This window comes from Mycobacterium sp. NGS54 (assembly GCF_059812465.1).
The window spans coordinates 1-20,469 of the sequence record NZ_JCALCS010000003.1; the positions used below are offsets into that span (position 1 = coordinate 1).

General features: G+C 68.6%; 23 protein-coding genes. 16 read left to right on the plus strand and 7 right to left on the minus strand.

All coding sequences use genetic code 11. The features are described 5' to 3' along the window. The 3 genes from AC5Y5E_RS08930 to AC5Y5E_RS08940 form a co-directional block, all read left to right on the plus strand. Positions 1 to 867 (plus strand): sensor domain-containing protein (locus tag AC5Y5E_RS08930; protein ID WP_499902643.1); only part of this gene is annotated, 867 nt, incomplete at its 5' end. Continuing rightward, on the plus strand, positions 864 to 1,352 hold the full coding sequence (locus AC5Y5E_RS08935) for an Rv0361 family membrane protein (protein WP_499902644.1): 489 nt from the start codon (positions 864 to 866) through the stop codon (positions 1,350 to 1,352). The genes AC5Y5E_RS08930 and AC5Y5E_RS08935, both read left to right, overlap by 4 nt. After that, complete coding sequence (locus AC5Y5E_RS08940) at positions 1,349 to 2,608, plus strand: DUF7373 family lipoprotein (protein WP_499902645.1); 1,260 nt, start codon at positions 1,349 to 1,351, stop codon at positions 2,606 to 2,608. Before AC5Y5E_RS08935 ends, AC5Y5E_RS08940 begins: the two co-directional genes overlap by 4 nt. Before the next feature lie 5 nt (positions 2,609 to 2,613). Here the strand turns inward: AC5Y5E_RS08940 and AC5Y5E_RS08945 are convergent, their stop codons facing one another. Next, a complete protein-coding gene (locus AC5Y5E_RS08945) occupies positions 2,614 to 3,186 on the minus strand; it encodes a carboxymuconolactone decarboxylase family protein (RefSeq protein ID WP_499902646.1) in 573 nt (190 codons plus the stop codon). Positions 3,187 to 3,316: 130 nt separating this feature from the next. Here AC5Y5E_RS08945 and AC5Y5E_RS08950 point away from each other — a divergent pair, with 130 nt between their 5' ends. The 5 genes from AC5Y5E_RS08950 to AC5Y5E_RS08970 all read left to right on the plus strand — a co-directional run bounded on the left by AC5Y5E_RS08950 (position 3,317) and on the right by AC5Y5E_RS08970 (position 7,769). Further along, positions 3,317 to 4,273, plus strand: coding sequence for a LysR family transcriptional regulator (locus tag AC5Y5E_RS08950; RefSeq protein ID WP_499902647.1), 957 nt, complete (start codon positions 3,317 to 3,319; stop codon positions 4,271 to 4,273). Positions 4,274 to 4,365: 92 nt separating this feature from the next. Further along, entirely contained in the window at positions 4,366 to 5,772 is a 1,407-nt protein-coding gene (locus AC5Y5E_RS08955) for an MmgE/PrpD family protein (protein ID WP_499902648.1), read from the plus strand. A gap of 45 nt (positions 5,773 to 5,817) precedes the next feature. After that, positions 5,818 to 6,582, plus strand: a complete 765-nt coding sequence (locus AC5Y5E_RS08960) for a DUF2127 domain-containing protein (protein WP_499902649.1) — start codon at positions 5,818 to 5,820, stop codon at positions 6,580 to 6,582. Positions 6,583 to 6,604: 22 nt separating this feature from the next. Further along, positions 6,605 to 7,450, plus strand: coding sequence for an SDR family oxidoreductase (locus AC5Y5E_RS08965; RefSeq protein WP_499902650.1), 846 nt, complete (start codon positions 6,605 to 6,607; stop codon positions 7,448 to 7,450). A gap of 154 nt (positions 7,451 to 7,604) precedes the next feature. Next, entirely contained in the window at positions 7,605 to 7,769 is a 165-nt protein-coding gene (locus AC5Y5E_RS08970; RefSeq protein WP_499902651.1) for a hypothetical protein, read from the plus strand. A 16-nt stretch (positions 7,770 to 7,785) separates the two neighbouring features. Here the strand turns inward: AC5Y5E_RS08970 and AC5Y5E_RS08975 are convergent, their stop codons facing one another. Then, a complete protein-coding gene (locus AC5Y5E_RS08975; protein WP_499902652.1) occupies positions 7,786 to 8,376 on the minus strand; it encodes a CGNR zinc finger domain-containing protein in 591 nt (196 codons plus the stop codon). An 85-nt stretch (positions 8,377 to 8,461) separates the two neighbouring features. Between AC5Y5E_RS08975 and AC5Y5E_RS08980 the strand changes: the two genes are divergently transcribed. The 3 genes from AC5Y5E_RS08980 to AC5Y5E_RS08990 all read left to right on the plus strand — a co-directional run bounded on the left by AC5Y5E_RS08980 (position 8,462) and on the right by AC5Y5E_RS08990 (position 10,654). After that, positions 8,462 to 9,154 (plus strand): SDR family oxidoreductase, encoded by a 693-nt coding sequence (locus AC5Y5E_RS08980; protein WP_499902653.1) that lies wholly within the window; start codon positions 8,462 to 8,464, stop codon positions 9,152 to 9,154. 239 nt (positions 9,155 to 9,393) lie between these two features. Continuing rightward, positions 9,394 to 9,846 carry an SRPBCC family protein gene (locus AC5Y5E_RS08985; protein WP_499902654.1) on the plus strand — a complete coding sequence of 151 codons (453 nt, stop codon included), beginning with the start codon at positions 9,394 to 9,396 and terminating at the stop codon, positions 9,844 to 9,846. 1 nt (position 9,847) lies between these two features. Beyond that, positions 9,848 to 10,654, plus strand: a complete 807-nt coding sequence (locus AC5Y5E_RS08990; protein ID WP_499902655.1) for an SDR family NAD(P)-dependent oxidoreductase — start codon at positions 9,848 to 9,850, stop codon at positions 10,652 to 10,654. Between the two features lie 3 nt (positions 10,655 to 10,657). On the opposite strand, the gene AC5Y5E_RS08995 is transcribed toward AC5Y5E_RS08990, so the two are convergent. Together AC5Y5E_RS08995 and lipJ are read right to left on the minus strand one after the other, a co-directional pair. Beyond that, complete coding sequence (locus AC5Y5E_RS08995; protein ID WP_499902656.1) at positions 10,658 to 11,404, minus strand: class I SAM-dependent methyltransferase; 747 nt, start codon at positions 11,402 to 11,404, stop codon at positions 10,658 to 10,660. A 108-nt stretch (positions 11,405 to 11,512) separates the two neighbouring features. Continuing rightward, on the minus strand, positions 11,513 to 12,898 hold the full coding sequence (lipJ, locus tag AC5Y5E_RS09000; RefSeq protein ID WP_499902657.1) for a bifunctional lipase/adenylate cyclase LipJ: 1,386 nt from the start codon (positions 12,896 to 12,898) through the stop codon (positions 11,513 to 11,515). 152 nt (positions 12,899 to 13,050) lie between these two features. On the opposite strand from lipJ, the gene AC5Y5E_RS09005 reads away from it, so the two are divergent. Continuing rightward, positions 13,051 to 13,314: a CDGP domain-containing protein gene (locus AC5Y5E_RS09005; protein ID WP_499903258.1), complete on the plus strand. Its 264-nt coding sequence runs from the start codon at positions 13,051 to 13,053 to the stop codon at positions 13,312 to 13,314. On the opposite strand, the gene AC5Y5E_RS09010 is transcribed toward AC5Y5E_RS09005, so the two are convergent. Continuing rightward, complete coding sequence (locus AC5Y5E_RS09010) at positions 13,311 to 13,904, minus strand: TetR/AcrR family transcriptional regulator (RefSeq protein ID WP_499902658.1); 594 nt, start codon at positions 13,902 to 13,904, stop codon at positions 13,311 to 13,313. The two genes, AC5Y5E_RS09005 and AC5Y5E_RS09010, sit on opposite strands and share 4 nt — an antisense overlap. 105 nt (positions 13,905 to 14,009) lie before the next feature. Between AC5Y5E_RS09010 and AC5Y5E_RS09015 the strand changes: the two genes are divergently transcribed. Continuing rightward, complete coding sequence (locus AC5Y5E_RS09015; protein WP_499902659.1) at positions 14,010 to 14,945, plus strand: oxygenase MpaB family protein; 936 nt, start codon at positions 14,010 to 14,012, stop codon at positions 14,943 to 14,945. Here AC5Y5E_RS09015 and AC5Y5E_RS09020 read toward each other — a convergent pair. After that, positions 14,942 to 15,919 carry an amidohydrolase family protein gene (locus tag AC5Y5E_RS09020; protein WP_499902660.1) on the minus strand — a complete coding sequence of 326 codons (978 nt, stop codon included), beginning with the start codon at positions 15,917 to 15,919 and terminating at the stop codon, positions 14,942 to 14,944. The genes AC5Y5E_RS09015 and AC5Y5E_RS09020 overlap by 4 nt on opposite strands. Before the next feature lie 137 nt (positions 15,920 to 16,056). Here AC5Y5E_RS09020 and AC5Y5E_RS09025 point away from each other — a divergent pair, with 137 nt between their 5' ends. From AC5Y5E_RS09025 to AC5Y5E_RS09035, 3 genes are all read left to right on the plus strand, one after another. Further along, positions 16,057 to 16,842, plus strand: a complete 786-nt coding sequence (locus AC5Y5E_RS09025; RefSeq protein WP_499902661.1) for an SDR family oxidoreductase — start codon at positions 16,057 to 16,059, stop codon at positions 16,840 to 16,842. Positions 16,843 to 16,957: 115 nt separating this feature from the next. Continuing rightward, on the plus strand, positions 16,958 to 18,046 hold the full coding sequence (locus tag AC5Y5E_RS09030; RefSeq protein ID WP_499902662.1) for a phenazine antibiotic biosynthesis protein: 1,089 nt from the start codon (positions 16,958 to 16,960) through the stop codon (positions 18,044 to 18,046). 35 nt (positions 18,047 to 18,081) lie between these two features. Continuing rightward, positions 18,082 to 19,458: an aldehyde dehydrogenase family protein gene (locus AC5Y5E_RS09035; RefSeq protein ID WP_499903259.1), complete on the plus strand. Its 1,377-nt coding sequence runs from the start codon at positions 18,082 to 18,084 to the stop codon at positions 19,456 to 19,458. 3 nt (positions 19,459 to 19,461) lie between these two features. Here AC5Y5E_RS09035 and AC5Y5E_RS09040 read toward each other — a convergent pair whose 3' ends face one another. Then, the gene (locus tag AC5Y5E_RS09040) at positions 19,462 to 20,226 is read right to left on the minus strand and encodes a cutinase family protein (protein WP_499902663.1); all 765 of its coding nucleotides are present in this window, start codon (positions 20,224 to 20,226) and stop codon (positions 19,462 to 19,464) included. Positions 20,227 to 20,469 lie beyond the last annotated feature (243 nt).

The following is a 20,469-nucleotide window of genomic DNA, read 5'->3' on the forward strand; positions in this document are numbered from 1 at the left end:
CTGCCGCCCATACCGAGCGGGCAGGTCGGCCCCTATCCCGTGCGGTCCCCGGCGCCGGCCTGGTGGCAGCACAGCGGGCAGCGCACTATTCCACCGGATCCGCGCCCGCGAACGCCACCGCGCCGGCGCCGATGGGGCGTGATCGGCGCCGCGGTGGCCGCCGCCGGGTTGGTCGCGGCCGCGGTGGTCACCGTGCTGGTCTGGCCCGATCGAGGGCGCGGGGGCCCAGGCACGGACCCCGGCACCGCGCCGGGGTCGGTCTCGGAGTCGCCGCAAGGCCCACCGGCGACCAATATCGCTGCCGCCCAGCTGCGCTCGATCCTGCTGACGGCCGCACAGATTCCGAGCGGAACGAACGGAGGCCCCCTGGTTCTCGAACATGACGGCTCCACTTTGTCGGACGACTCCGCGACCCTCGACAGCCCGCAGTGCGCCGGGGCGTGGGCACCGGCACAGCAATCGGCGTACGGGGCGAGCGGTTACACCGGCGTGGCGGTGCAGATCCTGCGCGCCCTGAACGAAACGGCGTGGCAGGACAGTGTCACCCAGGCGGTCATCGCGTTTCCCCCGGACAAGGCGGGACCTTCCTACGTCAACCAGCGCGGGCAGTGGGCCCTGTGCGGGGGCAAGGCCATCACGGTGACCGCGCCGGGCACGGCCGGTCAGGCGTGGGACTTCGCCCAGCCGACCACCACCTCCGGTGTGCTCGTCCTGGCCGCCACCGTGCGCGGGGGCGGCGCCACCTGTCAGCACGGCATGCAGGTGCGTGGCAACGTCATCATCGACATCCGGCAATGCCGCTCAACCGGCGCCCCCGACGTCGCTGCGCTGGTCATCGCGACCGCCGCCAGGGTGCCGCGCCAATGAGGTGGGCAATGCGCGCGCCGGCGTCGGCGTGGGCCAGAGCGGGAGCCGCGCTGGGCGTCGCCGCCGTCACCGCCGCCTGCTCCGTCGTCACCGGAGGCACCCCGGTGTTCCCGCACAACACCACCTCGGTGGTCGCGGGCCCGACCAATGCCCCGCTTACGCCGCCACCCCCGACGACCGAGTCCGCCGAAGACCAGATACGCCAGACCGTGATGGCGTTTCAAGACGCCTACAACACCCAGAATTGGGACGCCTACACCGAACTGATGTGCTCGGCGATGCGCATCGAATTCACGGGTTCCGTAATGGATTATCTCAAGAAGAGCCGCGCCCAGAACGGCCTCACCACCGTCAAGATCACCTCGGTGGCGATCACCGGCGATACCGCCACCGCGACAATGGACGCGCAAAACGAGGCCCTGGGGTCGCGGTCGGTGAGCTTGCCGCTGAAACTCGAAGACGGCTGGAAGATCTGCAAACCGTGAAAAGTCCAGGGGCACGGGCGAAGAAGTCGATGCGCGCGGTGCTGCTCGCCGCCGTTCTGGTGGCCTGCCACCACACCACTGCGGGCTCCGCGCGGCAGGCGTCCCAGCCGGGGTCAAATCCGTCGTCTTCGGTGAACCCCTCGTTGCTCGATCCGGGCAACTACCCGACCGACCCCTTGCCCCCACTCGGTAACGCCGGATCCGAGGAAGCCGGTCGCCTTGTCGAGGGCCGCCGCATGGCCGCCTTTGTCGTCGGGCCCTGGCAGGCCGACCCCTCCCTGACCGCGCCGGGTTCCAACAGCTCGGCGACCGTGATCAAAAACTTCGACCAACTCTCCCAAGTTGTTTGGACGCCAATCACGGGCGGGGCCTTCGCTCTTCCCTTCGTGGTCGGATTCATGTCGGAGCGACAAACGCCCGGGCCCGACCACCAGATGTCGCTGCGCAATGCCGTCCTGCGCTTCGCCAACCCCGGCACCGCGACCTCGGCGGCCCACGGCATGCACGCCAGGGCGATGGCCATGCCACGCCTTCCCAGCGCCACGCCCATCGTCACCGAACCCGAGCAAGCCGTCCCCATCCCGGGCCACCCCGACGCGGCGGCGGCACTGCTGACTTACCAGGACGGCGCCCAGACGGTGCGTGAATTGACGGTGTTCACCGCCCATGGTCCCTATGTTCTCGTCCAGGTCGCGCGCTGCGTCACCGGACCGGATTGCGAAGCACCGCTGGCCGCCCGCACGATCGATCTTCAGATACCGCTGATCGACGCGTTTCGGCCCACTGACGCCAACCAGTTCCCCGCGCTCCCCCTGGACCCCACCGGTCTCGTCGCCCGCACCCTGCCGTTGCCCGCCGACCAGACCACCCCGATGTCCGGGGCCGCCTACGAGACGGCGGGCGCGCTGCACCTGGAAGACGACCCGGTCCAGGCCGGCCCGGCGCTGACCGCGGCGGGTGTGGACTATGTGTCCGTCAACCTCGCCACCCTGTACCAAGCAAAGGACCCCGCCGGCGCCCAGACGCTTGCCGACGCCTACAGTGACATCCTAGCCAAAACCCCAGCGGCACAGGCTTCTTCGCCGGCGGCTGGCCTGCCCGGGAGCCGCTGCACCCGTGTCGCCGGGGCCAGCGGGCTGGTGCCGCGTTATTGGTGTTTGGCCGCGTCGGGGCGATACACCATTAAAACGATTGCACGCCAGCTCGATAGCGCGCAGCACCAATTGGCCGCGCAGTATCGGATCCTGACCGGGTAGAGGGGCTACGTCTCCTCGCGGCCGGGCACTCCGGCGTCGAATGCGTTGAGTGTCACGGCGACCATCGAAAAGCAGCCGACCAGAAACACGATCTCGGCAGCCCCTTGCTCGCCGAGCCGAGTTACGACTGCTCGATAGGTGGTTTCGGGAAGCACGCCGCCGCGGTTGAGCGCGGCCGCCATGTCGTACGCGACGCGTTCGTCGTCGGTCAAGTCGGCGGGGCGCTCACCGGCGGCGATGGTGGCGATCTTGTCGCCGGACAGCCCCGCGCGGCGGGCGAAGTACTCATGCCCGTAGATCTCGTAGCGCGCCCCGAACTTCGCCGCGGTTACCAGAATGACCAATTGATGGACGTTGCCGGGCAGTACGGCGTGCTCCCACAGCGATCTGTTGAGCGCCCAAGCCGGCGAGCCGAATTGGGGAAAGTGGAGCCAACCGTTGAACGGCCCGATCAGCGCGCCGTCGCCGCGGTATGCCACGAGTTCGCCGAAGCCACTGTCGATTACGGCACGCATGTCGGCGTAAAGGTCTTGTTGTGCGGCGGTCAAACCGCTCGGTGGCAACAGCGGGAGTCGCACCGGCCCCTCCTCGGGTGATCGCGGTTGTTTAGCCCAGCCAACCCCCGGAACGTCGGCGCGTCCACGACGGGCTTTCGACCAGTGCTAAGTCACGCTTCCTACCGCAGGTAGAGCCACTTAAGCTCATCTCATGGAACTACGGCAGCTGGGCTACTTCGTGGCGGTTGCCGAGGAGTTGCACTTCGGTCGCGCTGCCAAGCGGAAGCATATTTCGGGACCGGCTCTCTCCCAACAGATCATCGCCCTCGAACGCGAGTTGGGGGCCGAGCTGTTCGCACGAGACCGGCGCAGCGTCCGGCTGACGGAAGCCGGACGCACCCTGCTGCCGGACGCGCTGAGAATATTGGGCCTGGCCGACGACGCCAAGCGTCGACTGCAGCTGGGGGCGGCCGAGAGCACGCCGGTGCGGCTGGGTTACGTCAGCTGGCTGCCCGACGACATTACCAGCCTGCTTGGGCCCGAGGTGGCGCTGCGAGTCGACGAATGGGTGCTGCCGTCGCACGCGCAGGCCGACCGCGTGGCGGAGGGCACGCTTGATATCGCGCTGGCGTGGGTGACCGCCGAGCAGGTCAAGCAACGCGGGTTGACGGCCCACCTGCTGCGTGCAGAACCCCTGCAGGCCGTGCTTCCCGGCGTCGGATCACCGGAACCGATTGCCGCGCAACGGGTCAAGGTCCTCGTCGACGCTGACGAGTCGGCATGGTCGTCGTGGAATCGGTTCGCCGGCGAGTTCGCGGCCCACACGGGTGCGCGGATAGTCAGGATCGACGATGGCGGCGTCACCGGTGACGCCTTCTACGCCCACGTGCGCAGGATCGGCGCCCCCGTGCTGGCTTCACCGAAGCGACATACCGCAGTCATTCCACCCAGCCTGGGCCAGCGGCCCGTCGCCGAGCCGACACCCCTGTGGACATGGTCGTTGTTGCACCGCCAAGACGATGATCGGGCCGGTGTGCGTGGGCTGGTGGACGCGCTGCTGACGACAGCGCGCGGCCGCGGCTGGCTCGTCCCTCCCACCGACCGGTGGTGGGCTCCAGCCGACGACCCGCACCGCGACGCCCTCGCCTCGGGCGCCGAACTGCGGTAGGAACTCCGGTCGAGCACTGGTAAGAGATCGGTCCTGGACTTCCGTGTCGGTGCCGCGCTTCAGTGGAGGCAACGACGGGAGGACGAAACCCCATGGCACATAACTATGTTGTCGACGAGCTTGCCGGCTTCGTCGTCGGCGCCCGGCAGGAGGACCTGAGCGGACAACCCCGGGCCTTGCTGAAACGCAACGTGCTGGACAGCGTCGCCTGCGCCGTCGGTTCGCTGGACGGTGAGCTGATCGCCACGATTCGCGAACACGCCGACCAGTTCAGCGGCGTCCCCACCGCGACGCTCGTCGGGGGTGGCCGGGCCTCGGTGGATCAGGCGGCGTTCTTCAACGCGGTCCTGGTGCGCTACCCCGATCTGCTCGACACCTATCTGACGGCCGGGGGACTGTGCCATCCCGCCGACAACTTCGGTGCGATCCTGGCGGTGGCCGAGCATGTCAACGCCACCGGTGCCGATTTCCTGCTGGCGCTCGCGGTCGCCTACGAGATCCAGTGCCGGTTCAGCGCCCAGGTTCCCGTGATGGCGTGCGGGCTCAATCACGCTCTACAACTGGCGATGTCGGTCGCGGCGGGGTCGGCCAAACTGTTGGGGCTCGACGCCGAGCAAACCGCCAACGCGATTGCCGCCGCCACCGCCGACAACGTGTCACTCGCGGCCGTGCACGCCGAACCGGTCTCGAACTGGAAGGGCATCTCGCCTGCCATCACCGGCATGCGCGCGGTGTACACGACGATGTTGGCCGGTCGCGGGGTCACCGGGCCCAAATCGCTGTTCGAAGGCCCGCACGGCCTGGTGCAGCTGTTCGATCAGCCGATTGACTTCCACACCGCAGACCGGACGCTCGCCTGCGTCGAGCAGACCTACCTGAAGCAGTACTGCTCACTTATCCACGGGCAGGCCATCATTGACGCGGTCTTGGCGATCCGCGGCGACAACGGGCTGCGCGGCGAAGACGTCGCGGGGGTGAGGCTCGAGGTGTTCCAGGGCGCCTATGACTTCGCCGGCGGGGGAGCGTACGGCGGGAAGGACCACCCGCTGACCAAGGAACAGGCCGACTACAACCTGAAATACCTAAGCGCGGTGGCGCTGCTCGACGGGGGCGTCGGTCCCGGACAGATCGAGTCGGAACGCCTGTTGCGCGGCGACGTTCAGGACCTGCTGGCCCGGGTCGACGTCAAGGCCGCGCCCGACCTGAACGCGGCCTACCCCCAACGCACCGCGGCCCGCGTGCACGTGCTCACGCGCGACAGGCGGGAATTCAGCCGCGAGCAGAGCGATTACGAGGGATCGCCCACCCGGCCGATGTCCTGGCAGCGCGTCGTCGACAAGCTCGGCTGGCTCGCCGAGCCGTTCTGCGACGAGGCGCTGCGCGACGACATCGTCGCCGCCGTCGATCACCTGGACGAGATCCCCGTCGCCGAGTTCGCCGCGCTGCTCGGCGCGGTCAGCCCGAGCGCCCGACGTCGCCGCACCAGGGTGCGCTTCTGACCCCGCCCCCTTGCGTCGTTCGCGCCGGGCGTTGAATGATCGGCCATGCGCAAAGATCGCGGCATCAACCGGTGGGAACTGGTCACCTGCGCGCTGGCCGGGCATGTGACGTACGCGCCGGACGATCAGGCGCTCGCTGAGCGGCTCAGCGGCACCACCGGCCTGGGCGAAGTCTGGCGCTGCCTGCGTTGCGGGGAGTTCACCGTCGGTGCACCGCATGGGCGTGGCCATGCCGACGACGCACCGATGATCATGCGCGGCAAGGCTTTACGCCAGGCCATCATCATTCGTGCGCTCGCGGTCGAACGGCTGTTTCGGGCGATCGTGATTGCCCTCGCGGCGTACGCCGTCTGGAAATTCCGCGGGGCACGCGGGGCCATCCAGGCCACCCTGGACCGTGACCTGCCGATCTTCCGCGCCGCCGGGTTCAAGGTCGATCAGATGACGATCGTGCACGAGCTGGAAAAGGCGCTGGCGGCCAAGCCATCCACCTTGGCGCTGCTGACTTTGATGCTGGTCGGCTACGCCCTGATCGAAGTCATCGAGGCCGTCGGTCTGTGGTTGCTGAAGCGCTGGGGCGAGTACTTCGCGGTGGTGGCCACGTCGGTCTTCCTGCCGCTGGAAATCCACGACCTCGCCAAGGGCATCACGATGACCCGCTTGGTCACCTTCACGATCAATGTGGCCGCCGTCATCTACCTGCTGATATCGAAACGGCTGTTCGGGCTGCGGGGCGGCCGCAAGGCGTACGACGAGGAGCGCCGGGGCGAGCAGCTGCTCGACGTCGAGCGCGCCGCCACCACGACCTGACCGGCGAGCAACGGAGATCTGAATGGGCACGTACGCGATCAGTGGGTCCGCGTCCGGAATGGGCCGCGAGGCCGCGCAGCGGCTCCGGGCCGACGGACACACCGTGATCGGTGTCGACGTGAAGGATGCCGACGTGGTCGCCGACCTGTCGACGCCGCACGGCCGCGAGGCGGCCGCCGACGGCGTCCTGGCGGCCTGCGGCGGCAGGCTCGGGGGTGCCGTGCTGGCCGCCGGCCTGGGCCCTAGTCGGCGCCGGGACCGGGCCCGACTGATCGCTCAGGTCAATTACCTCGGCGTGGTCGAGCTGCTGGTCGCCTTGCGACCGGCGCTGGCCGCGGCTGGCAGCGCGAAAGTCGTCGTTGTCTCCAGCAATTCCACGACGACCGTGCCCGCGGTGCCCGGGCGGACCGTGCGGGCGTTGCTCGCGCACGACGCCGACAGGGCGGTGCGATCGGTGTGGCCGTTCGGGCCGGCCGCGCCGACGATGATGTATGCGGCCTCGAAAATCGCTGTGGCCCGTTGGGTGCGCCGGCATGCGGTGCAACCGGAGTGGGCCGGCTCGGGTGTGCGCCTCAACGCCCTGGCGCCGGGAGCCATCATGACGCCGATGCTGCAAGAGCAGCTGTCGGACCCGCGGCAGGCGAAAGCGGTTCGATCGTTCCCGGTGCCGGTCGGCGGTTTCGGCGACGCTGGGCAACTGGCCGAATGGATGCGTTTCATGCTGTCGGACGCCGCCGACTTCCTTTGTGGCAGCGTTATTTTCGTCGACGGCGGGACCGACGCGTACTTCCGCGCCGACGACTGGCCGAAGGCCATACCGGCGCACCGGCTGTTCGGTTATCTGCGACGGTTCCGGGCCGGGGTGTGACGGGCCCGTCGCGCCGCCGCGAATGTGCCTGACGCCACAAAAGAGCTTTTCGCGACGTTTACCGCGGCGCGGCGCGCCCGTAAAACCCCTGGGATGCAATTCAATGAGTCGGCGAACTGACCGAATGAACAAGGGACGGACAAGGACGGCAACTGTGCCAACACTGCAGCACTGGGTGCGTCAGAGCCCGACCAGCCTCGACATCGTCACGCCGATCAAGGCACGGGCGTGCGACGCCCTGCAGGCGGTGCTGAGAAGCGCGCCGCGCCGAGCGGGTTCTCACCCGCGGATCATGCCGAAGGGGGTCGAGCGCTGCTGAGGGCCGGGGGCCCGGACTAGCCCCCCGCGCGGTCGCGTTCGCGTCGGCGGGCGCGCGAAGCCCGCAAATTCGCGGCGTTCCCGCACGTCTTCACGTCGTGCCACACCCCGCTGTTGTTCTTCGAACGGTCGTAGAACGTCGATGCGCACTGGGGGTTGTGGCACCGCTTGATCCGTCGCCAGGTGCCGTCCCGCTGGCTGAGCAGAACCTCTCCCCACAGCGCAGACGCCAGCCAGCGCCAGCCGGTTCCGGCGGGTTCGAGCCGTACCTCGCCGGCCTCCGACAGCGTCAGGGACGCCGAGGCGGTGCCCGTCGGGCCTCCCGCCGGCGGTTTCCCCGAGACCAGCCCCGCGATCGTGTCGCGCACGGCGCGAAGCTTCGCCACGTCCGCGTCGCCGAGCAGCGGCGGTTGCACGTCCAGCCCGCGCGCGGTCGCCCATGCCCGCACCGCCCCAGCCGCCCAGTCGCCCGCGACGGACGTGTCGGCCAGCAGGTCCGGCCCGTATCCCTCGATGCCCGCCGTGTTGAGGAAGTCCTGGACCAGGCCCAGGCCGCCGGGGGCCGGCGCCAGCTCGTAGCGCTGTGACGCAGACCATTCTAAAGACATAGCCAAAATATACTTGCATATGTCGGCGCGGTCAACTACGGTGACAGAAGCAAAACATTTTCACCTACGTCAAGGAGTGTAGATCATGGTCAACATCAAAGGCTCGACGGTCGTGGTCACCGGCGGGCAGCGCGGACTCGGCAAGGCCATCGTGGAGGAGTTCCTGCGGCGGGGCGCGGCGAAGGTCTACGCCACGGCGAGGGCGCCCAAGCCCAGCGAGGACCCGCGGGTGGTCGCCCTCGAGCTGGACGTCACCAAGCCGGATTCCGTTGCGGCGCTGGCTGCTACGGCGACCGACGCCGAGATCGTCATCAACAACGCCGGCATCATCGGTGCGCCGAAGCTGCTCGGCAGCGACATCGAGGAGGTGCGTGAGGTGTTCGAGACGAACTACTTCGGCGCCCTCCGGGTCGCCAAGGCGTTCGCCCCGATCCTGGCCGACAATGGCGGCGGGGCCCTGGTCAACACCCTGTCGATCCTGTCCTGGGTCGCGGGCTTCGGCGGCTACGGCGATTCCAAGGCGGCCCTGTGGGCGGCGACGAACTCGCTGCGCATCGAGCTGGAAAAGCAGGGCACCCTGGTCACCGGCGCGCACCTGAGCTTCACCGACACCGACATGGCCGCCGGCTTCGACGCGCCGAAGAACGACCCGCGCGATGTCGCGCGGCAGATCGTCGACGGCGTCGAGCGCGGCGACGCCGAGGTGTTGGCCGACGACGACACGCGGTACATGAAGGCCGCGCTGTCGGGACCGGTCGAGGCGCTCCGCGTGGGCTGACCCGGGCGGGCGCGTAAATGGCCTGTCCGAAGGCAGATCCCCGTCTTGTGACGGTGGGTCAAGCAGGCCGTGGGGGCCTCACCCAAAAATGGGCTTGCTGCACTTCGGACAGGCCACCGGGTTGTCCCGGCGAGAACTACGATCGCATTGCGCGCGCGAACGCTGCGACGGCCGAAGGTCCCCGACCGTTGGCCGAAAGTCACATCCGCGCCGCCCCGCGGGCATGTTTGGATGGCGACATGGAACCCGAACGCATCGTGAGCGCGACCCGTGTCATCTCGGCGAGCGCCGAGCGGATTTTCGAATTGATCGCCGATCCCGCCCAGCAGCCGAGCTGGGACGGCAACGACAACCTCGCCTCGGCCGCCCCGGGTCAGCGGGTGCACCGGGTCGGCGACGTGTTCAAGATGACGCTCACCAACGGTGCGGTGCGGGAGAATCACGTCGTCGAATTCATCGAAGGCACCAAAATCGCCTGGCGCCCGGCAGAGCCCAAGAAGCTGCCGCCCGGCCACCTGTGGCGCTGGGAGCTGCAACCAATCAACGCGACCCTGACCAGCGTGACCCACACCTACGACTGGACGGAGCTGAACGACAGCACCCGGCTGGCCAGAGCTGCCTCGATAACCTCCGACATGCTGCGCGAGTCGATCGACCGGCTCGCCACGCTCGCCCAGGCGAGCGACGGCTGACATGGCCCTGCCACCGCCGGGCGCCGACCGCGCCGCCATCGTCACCGGCGCTTCGTCGGGAATCGGCGAGCAGTTCGCCGAGATACTCGCGCGGCGCGGGTATCAGGTGGTGCTGGTGGCCCGCAGCGCCGACCGTCTCGAAACGCTGGCCGCGCGCCTGGGTCCCAACGCGCACCCGCTGCCGGCCGACCTGTCCGACCGGGGCGCGCGGGCGGGTCTGCCGGAGCGCGTCGGCGCCCTAGGTCTGGTTGCGGACATCCTGGTCAACAACGCCGGTCTTTCGACGCTCGGCCTGGTTGCGAAATCCGTTCCGGAGCAGGAGGTTAACCTCGTCGAGGTGGATGTGGCCGCGGTGGTGGACCTGTGCAGCCGGTTCCTGCCGGGAATGGTCGAGCGCCGTCGGGGCGCCGTGCTGAACGTGGCATCGGTGGCCGGGTTCGGACCGCTGCCGGGCCAGGCGGCGTACGGTGCCGCCAAGGCGTTCGTGTTGTCCTACACCCACAGCCTGCGGGGTGAGCTGCGCGGCACCGGGGTCGGCGCGACGGCGCTGTGCCCGGGGCCGGTGGACACCGGATTCGGTGAGGCGGCCGGATTCTCCAAGGAGGAGGCCGAATCGGCCCTGCCACAAGTGATGTGGGTGCCCGCCGACAAGGTCGCCCAGGCCGGCATCGACGGGCTGGCGGCCGGCAAGGCCGTCGTCGTGCCCGGCCGCGTCAACCGGGTGGCGTCGGCCTTCTTCCGGGTCGCGCCCCCCGAGCTGTTGCTGCCGGTGCTGAGGCGCGGGCATCCGGCTTTCAAACGGGGCTGAGGCTCAGCCGTTCTTGCCGCGCACCCACTGGAACGTGCCGTAGTTCTTGACCCGCACGCTGACGAATCCGTTGTCTTCCAGGATGTCGCCGATTTCGTCGTCGCCGAACACGTGCGCCCCCACGTTCGGCAGCTTTTGCCAAAACCTGGCGGCCTGCCCGACGGTCGGCACCATGATCGCCAGCCGCCCGCCCGGCCGCAGCACCCGGGCCATCTCGGCCAGTGCCGCCGCCGGATTTGGAACCAGCTGCAGCACGGCCGTCGAGACCACGGCGTCAACGGTGTTGTCGCGCAGCGGAAGTCGTTGCGCGTCGGCCTTGATGAAGCCGACCTGCGGCCCGGCTTCGTTGCGGACGGCGCGGGCCAGCATCGGCTCGGAGATGTCGACGCCCAGCGCCAGCCCGTCGGGGCCGGCCGCGCGTGCCAGCGACGCCGTGACGTTGCCCGGACCCGAGCCGACGTCCAGCGCCACGCCGCCGGGCGGGATGCTCAACCACTCGATGGGCAGTTGCCACGCGCTGATCAGCCGCCGTGACAGCGCCTGGGCGTTGTCGTACAACATCGACCCGATCGGTGACGCCCACGCCGCCTGTATCGGACCGGTGTTCTTCGGGACGGCCTCGTCCTCGGCCGATCCGGCGCCGAGCAGATCCAGATAGCCCTTGCTCACGTCCGGATCCGCCGGCGGATCGGCAAGTAGGTCCAGCGCTCGGCGCAGCGCGGGTGGCAGCGAGACATGCACGTCGGTCACGCGTACTCCTTCGATCAAAAATCAAGTGGTGCAGCAGGAATCGAGGTGGGCGCCCTGTGAGCTCCGGCTCCGACACACCCCCGCTGGCAGCCTACGCCGACCCGTTCGTCACCGCCGGACGGCGGCGCGCTCGCGCACCAAGGCGCAGAGCTGCCACTGACCCGGCACGCCTTTGAGCTCGCTTTCGCCGCGGTCGGCGAACCGGTGGCGCGAGCCGGTGACGATGTCGCGCACCGTCGAGGACACCAGCACCTCGCTGGCGTCGGCGAGCGCCGCCACCCGCGCACCGATGTGCACGGCCATGCCGGCGATATCGTTTTTCAAGGCCCCGCGCACCTCGACCTCGCCGGCGTGAATTCCTACCCGCACCTCGATACCCAGCACCCGCACCGCGTCGACGATGTCGTCGGCGCACGCGAGCGCGGCGCTGGGGCTGGAGAAGGTGGCGACGAACCCGTCCCCGGCGGTGTTGACTTCACGCCCGCCGAACCGCTGCAGTTCGTGCCGAATGATGGTGTCGTGGTTGTCCAGCAGGTCGCGCCACCTGCCGTCGCCGAGCAGGGCGGCGCGTTCGGTCGAGCCGACGATGTCGGTGAACACGATCGTGGTGAGCAGGCGCTCCGCGTCCGAACCGCCCCGCATGCCGGTGATGAACTCCTCGATCTCGTCGAGCATCGGGGCGGTGTTGCCTACCCAGTACAGGGTGTCGTCGCCCGGTAGCTCCACGAAGCGCGAGCCGGCGATGTTCTCGGCCAGGTACCGGCCGTGCTCGACCGGGGTGAATTCGGAGCCGGCGCGATGGAGGATCAGCGTCGGTGCGGTGATGCGCGGCAGGGTGTCGCGCACGTCGGCCTGCCGAATGGTCAGGATCATCGCGCGGGCCATGCTGGGCGAGGCGGCGCGGTTACCGGCGGCGTCCCACCAGGCGCGGAAGGCGTCGTCGTGGGCGACGCTGGGCGCGATCATGCCGAGCATGTCGAAGCCCTGCTCGACGGCGTCCGGGTCGATTGCGACGGTCGTGTACGGGTCGAGGGTCTCTATCTTGGCGCCCATCGGGTAGTCCGGGGCGTACAGAGTGCGGGCCGCGCCGTTGATGATGACCAGGCTGCTCACCCGTTCCGGGTATTCGGCCGCCAGCGTGAGCGCGGTCATCGAGGTGAAGCCCGGCGCCACGATCGTGGCCCGCTCGCAGCCCACCGCGTTCATCACCGAGACGACGTCCTTCGCCCAGAACTGCGGCCCGATCAGGTCGATCGAGGGGACGCGGGACGACAGCCCGATCCCGCGCTGGTCGAGCCGGATCACCCGGGCGAATGACGCCAGCCGCCGATGGAAGCGGTACATCGACGGCTCGGCGTCGACCGAGTCGATCGGAATCGAGGGTCCCGGAAGCAGTATCAGGTCGATCGGTCCATCGCCGAACACCTGGTAGGCGATGTCGGTGTCGCCGCAACTGGCATATCGGGTGCGTGGTGTGCCAGAAAACCCAGCCACGGGTATCAGGCTAATTCAGGGCCCCGACAAGTCGAAGCCGCGTCTCCGGCGGCCGTGCCACCTTTCTGGCGCGTGTTGAGTAGCGGACCAAGAACCAGTGTCGTAGCGTCCACTAAATGAAAAACGTGATCGCGGGACTTGCGGCATCGGCAATGGTCGGTGGACTCGTGAGCGTGGGCGTTGGGCTGGCGCCCTCGGCATCGGCGGGATGTCAGACCACCGCCCCTTTCGAGTCGTACTGCGACTTTCCGATCCAGCCCAACGGAACCTGGCAGCGCTGTCACGAGGCGCCCGGAGACACGATCGATGACGGCCGTGTCGTGACTCAAGGCCCGCCTCGTGAGGAGTGTTACAACGTGAACCCCGTTCTGCCCTGGCCTGCCCAAGACGTCGGGCCGCACTTCCATCTCGACTAAGCGCCGATGATCGGGACCAGGTAGCGGGCCGCATAGTCCCGCACCGCCGCTTGGTTCGAGGTGTCGAGTCGGTCGGTGGGGAACACGATGATGCCGAGGGCCACGCGCAGCAGGATGTCGGCGATGTTGGCCAGGTCGGGTTCTGATGCCCCGGCCCCGCACCGCCGCAGGGTGTGGGCGATCCCCTCGGCGAACTGGCCGATCGGAAAGGCCCGCGATCGGGAAAACATCCCCAACAGTTCGGGCTCGCTTTCGGCAATCCGGGAATACAGGGGCGAATCCTGGACGAGGCGCACGCCGAGCGCGAAGGCCTCGATCACGGCCTGTTTTGGGTCACAGCCCGCGGTCGCCTGGTCGAGCGTTCTGAAGAAGAGTTCTGCTTCCCTGCGCACCACCTGCTCGAACAGGTCGTCCTTGGTCGGAAAACGCCGATAGATGGTGCTGCGGCTGACGCCGGCCCGGGCCGCGACGTCTTCGATGTTCGCGCGGCGCACGCCGTAGGTCTCGAAGACCGTTCGCGCGGTGTCCAGGATGGTGCGGTCGAGGTCGTTCGGTTCGGCGAGATTGCCGCCAGCGCTGCGGTTCTGCATGAATCACCACCCTCCCGGCAATTTTGACGCGACCCTGTTACTGTGACACAAAGATACGTGTTTGTTTCTCTGTTTCATACTCAGCGTGTCGGGCAGGAGGATGCGATGACGGCGCAACGGGCCGGCCAGGATTTCGACACCGGTGTTCGCGAAGCCGTCCCCATGCCGGTCGACGACGAAATCGCCGACGCGTCGCCGCGGCTCGGGCCCGACTCGTTGACGTGGAAGTTCTACGGGGATCACCGGACCCAGTTCTTCGGGTTTCAGCGCACCGCCGGCGTGGAGAACTGCATCGAGCAGCTCGCGCAGGGCGTGCTCGATCACTCGGTGATCTTCAACGACACGCTGGGACGGGCCAAACGAACCGGTCCGCCCCTGATGAAGACCGTCTATTCCGCCGACCCGCACGAGTGGGGCCGCAAGGTCCGCGATTTCCACAAGCCGATCAAGGGCACCATCAGCGACGGCTCGAGGTATCACGCGCTGAATCCGGAATTGTTCTACTGGGCGCACGCCACCTTCGTCGATCAGGTCATCTACACGGCCGACACGTTCATCCGCCGGTTGTCCCGCGCCGAAAAGGAACAGATCTTCAACGAGGGCAAGATCTGGTACGGCCTGTACGGGGTCAGCGACCGCGGCCAGCCGCAGACCTACGACGAGTTCGTCGCGTACTGGGACGGGATGCTCGAGCGGTTCGTCCCGCACAAGACCGTCCTGTACGGCACGGGCTACATCCGCAAGGGGATACCGGGCCCGCGCTGGATTCCCGGGCCGGTCTGGAAGATCTTGTCCGCGCCGCTCAACGCCTACACCCGGCTGGTGCTCGTCGGTACCCTGCCACCGCAGATGCGCGAGGTGTGCCAGCTGCAGTGGGATGCCAGGAAGGAGAAGCGATTCCAGCGATTCGCCGCCGCGGTGCGCGCGCTCAACCCGCTGATCAATCGGCTCCCCGTGTCGTTCATCTACCTGCCGTGGGCGGCCGCGGCGTGGCGCCGCGCGGGTGTGGACCCGCGAAAGCTGCACAACCGCGCGGCTTAACCGATGCGCAACAGCCGTTCGGCGTTGCCGTGCGCGATCTTTGCCCGGTCGGGCGCGGACAGCGTCGTCCGCTCGAACCCCTGGACCGCCTCGCGCGAGGACTCGTAGGGATAGTCGACAGAGAACATCACCGCCTCGGCGCCGACCTCCAGCACCGCTCCCAGCATCACCGCCGGAGAGAACACCCCGCTGTTGGTGAAGACGACGTTGGTGCCGAGGTACGCCGACGGGGCGCGCCGCAGCGGAGCCGTTGTCGCGATCGTGGCGTAGCGGGAGTCCAGCCGGCTGCGCTGAAACGGCAGGAACTCACCCATGTGGCCCAGGATCAGCGTCGCGTCGGGATGCCGGTCGAACACGCCACCGAACACCAGCCGCAGCGCATGCCCGCTGACCTCGGCGGCCCAGCTCCAGGTCGCGCCGTACAGTTCCGGGCGCCCGTCGATGACCCGCCAGTGGTCCGCCGGTGGCGCGCCCGGGTGCAAATACAGCGGCAGGTCAAGGGATTCCACCGCGGACCACAACTCGTCGTATTCGGGCGCGTCCAAATAGCGTCCGCCGGGGCCGCTGATGCAGTCGTTGACCAGACCCCCGCACAACCCGTCCTGCGTGACGGCGCGCTCCAGCTCCGCCGCGGCGGCGGCCGGGTCCTGTAGCGGCAAGGCGGCGAACCCACGGAACCGATCGGGATGCTGGGCAATGATTTTCGCCAGGTAGTCATTGGCGAGCCGGGCGTTGCTGCGCGCCTTCTCGGCGTCGATGTCGACCTGCAAACCCGGGGAGGTCAGGGACAGGACCTGGACGTCGATGCCGGCGTCGTCCATCTCGGCCAGCCGGTATTCGGTGAAGTCGGACAGCCGGCGTTCGTATCGCTCGGCGAATTCGGGTTTCAACAGCTGCATCAGCCGCTGATGTGCCGGTTGCAGGTCGGCCAGTTCCGGAACGAAAAACGCTTCCTCCAACGCGATGTAGCGCATCGGTCTCCCTTATCCGTGGTGAGCGCGTGACGTGCAGTATTGCGCGGTCTGCGCGTCAATCCGCCCTGGGGTCTACCCATCGGTCGCCGAAAGCACGAAAGTGAGGGGGTAGGCGAAACCGAAGGAGGGGAGCGGCCATGCAGATGACGGGCAATACGGTGCTGGTAACCGGAGGCGGCAGCGGAATCGGTCGCGGCCTGGCCGAGGCGTTTCACCGCCTCGGCAATACGGTTGTCATCGCCGGCCGGCGCCGCGAGCTGCTGCAGGACGTCGCGAAGGCCAACCCGGGCATTCGGACGCTGTCGCTGGATCAGGGCGATCCCGCCGACATCCGCCGGTTCGCCACGGAGCTGACCGACTACTTTCGGGACGTCAACGTCGTCGTCAACAACGCCGGCGTCCAGCGCTTCGAGAACCTCACCACGACCGGCCCCAGCGTGGCCGAGCTGACGGTCGCCATCAACCTGCTGGGCCCGATCCGGCTGACGGCGGCGTTGCTGCCGTCGCTGCTGAAGAAGCCGCAAGCCGCGATCCTCAACGTCACGTCCGGCCTCGCCTTCGTCCCCAGCGCCGTGACGCCGACGTATTGCGCCACCAAAGCGGCGCTGCATTCCTACACCGAGTCGCTGCGCTTTCAGCTTCGCGGAACCGCGGTCCAGGTGATCGAAATAATCCCGCCGCACGTGCAGACAGAGCTGCAGCGCGGCCGGGGATTCGACACCAGCGACCCCAGGGCGATGCCGTTGGACGAGTACATCGCCGAGACGATAAGCCTGTTGCAGACGCAACCGGACGCCGAGGAGATCATCGTGGAGCGCGTCAGGCCGTTCCGCTGCGCCGAACGCGACGGCGTCTATCAGGACACCTTTGCCGCCCTGAACGAGGCGATGGTGGCGGCCGTCGCCCAGTCGCGTAACGGCTGAAAACCGGCCGGCCACAAAGAGTTCGCCGGGGCATGGGGCAACGTTCAGCGCCCGTATGCCCGTCCCGTCCCGGCGCGGTTGTCGGGCCGCTCGCGGATACGACAGGATCGATGCCATGGGCGACTTTTCGCTGTTGGACGTTCCCCGATCGGTTCGGATCGCGGACCCCGACGCGTACCTGCGTGCCGCCATGGCGTGGCACTTCGGCGCGGACACCGGGTCCCCGTTCTGGTTGCGCACCGCACGGACGCTGGACTTCGACCCGTTGACCGACGTCAAAAGCTTTGCGGAGCTGCGCTTGTTCCCCAACCTCGTCAACGAATTGCGCGGCGCGCCGGTCGAGGACCTGATTCCGCGCGGCTACGGATCGCCCCCGCCACTGCCCCAGATATTCGAATCCGGCGGTACCACCGGCGCGCCGAAACGCACTGTGCAGATGCCGGATTGGATCGCGCAGGTCGTCGAATGGCAAACCGAGGACTTTGCCGGGGGCGGCTTTGTCCGGGACCGGGGCTTTTTGTGCCTGATGCCGAGCGGGCCGCACGGCGTCGGCTACTTCTCCCGTTTGGTGTCCGAGCGCCTCGGCGCGGTCTTCCATGCGATCGACATCGACCCCCGCTGGGTGAAGAAACTCGCGGCCCGCAAGGCGGCCGGCGAGGTGGCCGCCTACATCGACCACGTCGTCGAGCAGGCGGTGTTCGTGCTGCAGACCCAGAACGTCGCCAACCTGCACACCACCCCGCCGCTGCTCGAGGCCATCGCCCGAAACGACCGGGTGGTCGACCTGGTCAACGACAAGGTCCGCTACCTGTTGCTCAGCGGCGCCCACGTGGACGCCGACACGCTCGACCTGCTGCGCGACATCTTCCCGGACACGACGATCACCATGGCCTTCGGCAGCACCATGGTGCTTTCGCAAGCGATCACCCGAACCGTCGACGGCGACTCGTTCGTCTTCGACCCGCGGACACCATACGTCGTCTTCTGGGTCGTCGACCCCGACACCGGAGAGCAAGTGCCGTACGGGCAACGCGGCCAGGTGGTGATGAACCACATCAGCAAGGGCATGTTCATCCCCAACAACCTGGAGCGGGACCTGGCCATCCGGATGCCCGGGCCGGCCGGCCCACTCAGCGATTCCGTCAGCGAGGTTCGACCCGTAACGACCTTCGAGGGCGAGGCCGTGATCGAAGGCGTCTACTGACCGTGGGAAGCCAACAGCCGTTCCCGACAACCGATTTGGTGCGCATCGACGCGCTCGGTGCGGGCGGCGAGTATCGCACCCGCAACCGCGAGGTCATCACGAGCACCGCTGGCGCCGCGGTTGCCGAGCTGAGTATCGTTCCGCCGCTGTATGTTTCGCGCACCATCGGCGCGCAGCGGAAGACCGGGCCGCTGCCCGTCGAGCGGCGCGAAGCCGCGCTGGCCGGCGCGGCCGAGCTCTTCGGCTCCGCGGTGATCGGCGGCCTCGACTTCGAGGAGTACGTGCGGCTGGCCAGCGGCATTTCCGGGCTGCCGATCGCGGTCGCCCGGGCCGGCGCGCGTGGCGTAGCCGACGCCGTCGCCTCGGCGTTCGATGCGGTCCGACCGGCTCGGCCCGCCGGCGCGGCGTTCGACTGGCGCGACGAGCGCATCCGTCGCGGCGGTGCGGTGTGGGCGCGGCGCGGCGAGGTGTTCGCCGTCCACGCGGCCGGAAACGGCCCGGGCGTGCACGCCCTGTGGCCCCAGGCGCTCGCGCTGGGATACCGGGTGGCGGTGCGCCCATCGCGCCGCGAGCCGCTGACCGGCCACCGACTGGTAAATGCGCTGCGCCAGGCGGGATTTCGGCCCGAAGACGCGGTGTATCTGCCCACCGACCACGGCGGCGCCGACGAGATCATCCGCTCGGCCGACGTTGCCATGGTGTACGGCGGCCAGGACGTGGTGGACAAGTACGCCGACGACCCCGCGGTGATGGTGAACGGCCCCGGGCGCACCAAGATCCTCATCACCGCCGACCGGGACTGGCGCGACCACGTCGACGTCGTCGTCGACTCGATCGCCAACCTGGGCGGGATGGCGTGCGTCAACGCCACCGCGGTGCTCTACGAGGGCGACCCCGCCCCGTTGGCTCGCGCGATCGCGCAGCGGTTGGCCGACATCGAGCCGCTGCCCGGCGAGGACGAGCGCGCGATCCTGCCCACCCAGCCCCTCGACAGGGCGCGGGCGCTGGCGGCCTACCTGGCCGCCAAGGCCGCCGGGAGCACGCCGCTGCTGGGCGCCGACCAGGTGGTCGCCCCGATCGGCGACGGCTGCGCGGCGCTGCGGCCGGCGGTGCACCTGCTGGACGAACCCGGCTCCGGCCGGCTCACCGACCCGCTCAACACCGAGTTGCCGTTTCCGTGCGTGTGGGTGGCGCCGTGGTCGCGCGCCGCGGGGGTCGAACCGCTGCGGCATTCACTGGTGGTCACCGCCATCACCGGCGACGAGCGCCTCGTCGACGACCTGCTCGCCGAACCGACCGTCGCCAACGTGTACTTCGGACCCCACCCGACCTTCCACACGGCACCCGAAATCCCGCACGACGGGTTCCTGCCGGACTTCCTGATGCGCAACAAGGGGTTCGTCAGCGGGTAGGCCCTAGCTGCCGAAGCCCCCGCCATTCGGTGACGCGACGACCGTGGTCGGCCCCGCGGGGCCCACCGGGCCGGCGGGGCCCTCGCCAAGACGGCTCAGCGCGAAGGCAACGCCCTTGTCGATCATCGCCCCGTCGTCGGCGTAGGCGTCGTGGGCGGCGAAGTTCATGCCGTCCGAGCACACCGGGTCCTCGGGGGCGCACACCTTGATGGTCTTGCCCTGATACAGCGGACCGATCGAGACCGGGGGCTGGTTGAGGAAGTTCATCGCCCGAACGTTCGGCGTACCGAAGAGCACCACCGAGGAGACGTGGTTGGCCACGTCGGGACCCAGGGGTTTCGGCACGGTGGCGGGATCGACCCCATCCGGCACGGCGGACGAGGTGACGAACCCCATCACGGCCGCGCCCTGCGAGAAGCCGCCGAGCACCATCTTGGTGTTGGGGCAGTCGTGCGCCATGGAAACGACGTGCGCGCCCGCGTCCCGGATGCCGTCGAGGCCCGTTTCCCACTCGTGGCTGGCGGGATAGTTCACCGGATAGACGTCGAACGACCTTGCGCCGACGCGCGAGCGGAGGGTGTCGGCGAACGCCTGCCCGGTCGCGCCGAGGCCGGGCGGCTCGTCGGTACCGCGGGCGAACACCACCTGCACGTCTGGGCACGGCTGGGCGACTGCGAAGGGGAGGGCAGGGGCAAAGACGGAGGCGCTGAGCCCCGCCCCCGCGACTACCGCTGGACCAAGGAAACGAGGGAGGTGACGTGCGATCATGCCGCAATTGTGCCCATCTGAACGCCTGCCTAAACAGTGATCTTCCAGCGAATTATTTCAGATTCGTAAAACGTGCGTCGGACGCGCCGCGGCGCGCCGGCGACGGATCCGCGACAGGCCGCTCGAGATGCTGAACGCGGGCCGCAGCGCGGGCCGGTGTTTCGGTGTGGTCTGCTAGCGGTAGTCCGAGTCGAGGCATACGGTCAAGCCAGCGCCGCCCCTCGCGCGCAATTCGGAGTGATG

Bases quoted from the DNA above. Each gene is read 5' to 3' on its own strand.
- AC5Y5E_RS09005 (WP_499903258.1), top strand. From the start codon at position 13,051: ATGGTCGGTGGACTCGTGAGCGTGGGCGTTGGGCTGGCGCCCTCGGCA.
- AC5Y5E_RS08955 (WP_499902648.1), top strand. From the start codon at position 4,366: ATGGCACATAACTATGTTGTCGACGAGCTTGCCGGCTTCGTCGTCGGC.
- AC5Y5E_RS09025 (WP_499902661.1), top strand. From the start codon at position 16,057: ATGCAGATGACGGGCAATACGGTGCTGGTAACCGGAGGCGGCAGCGGA.
- AC5Y5E_RS08975 (WP_499902652.1), bottom strand. From the start codon at position 8,376: ATGTCTTTAGAATGGTCTGCGTCACAGCGCTACGAGCTGGCGCCGGCC.
- AC5Y5E_RS09030 (WP_499902662.1), top strand. From the start codon at position 16,958: ATGGGCGACTTTTCGCTGTTGGACGTTCCCCGATCGGTTCGGATCGCG.
- AC5Y5E_RS08950 (WP_499902647.1), top strand. From the start codon at position 3,317: ATGGAACTACGGCAGCTGGGCTACTTCGTGGCGGTTGCCGAGGAGTTG.
- AC5Y5E_RS09015 (WP_499902659.1), top strand. From the start codon at position 14,010: ATGACGGCGCAACGGGCCGGCCAGGATTTCGACACCGGTGTTCGCGAA.
- AC5Y5E_RS08985 (WP_499902654.1), top strand. From the start codon at position 9,394: ATGGAACCCGAACGCATCGTGAGCGCGACCCGTGTCATCTCGGCGAGC.
- AC5Y5E_RS09040 (WP_499902663.1), bottom strand. From the start codon at position 20,226: ATGATCGCACGTCACCTCCCTCGTTTCCTTGGTCCAGCGGTAGTCGCG.
- AC5Y5E_RS08965 (WP_499902650.1), top strand. From the start codon at position 6,605: ATGGGCACGTACGCGATCAGTGGGTCCGCGTCCGGAATGGGCCGCGAG.
- AC5Y5E_RS08980 (WP_499902653.1), top strand. From the start codon at position 8,462: ATGGTCAACATCAAAGGCTCGACGGTCGTGGTCACCGGCGGGCAGCGC.
- AC5Y5E_RS08960 (WP_499902649.1), top strand. From the start codon at position 5,818: ATGCGCAAAGATCGCGGCATCAACCGGTGGGAACTGGTCACCTGCGCG.
- AC5Y5E_RS09020 (WP_499902660.1), bottom strand. From the start codon at position 15,919: ATGCGCTACATCGCGTTGGAGGAAGCGTTTTTCGTTCCGGAACTGGCC.
- AC5Y5E_RS08990 (WP_499902655.1), top strand. From the start codon at position 9,848: ATGGCCCTGCCACCGCCGGGCGCCGACCGCGCCGCCATCGTCACCGGC.
- AC5Y5E_RS09010 (WP_499902658.1), bottom strand. From the start codon at position 13,904: ATGCAGAACCGCAGCGCTGGCGGCAATCTCGCCGAACCGAACGACCTC.
- AC5Y5E_RS08935 (WP_499902644.1), top strand. From the start codon at position 864: ATGAGGTGGGCAATGCGCGCGCCGGCGTCGGCGTGGGCCAGAGCGGGA.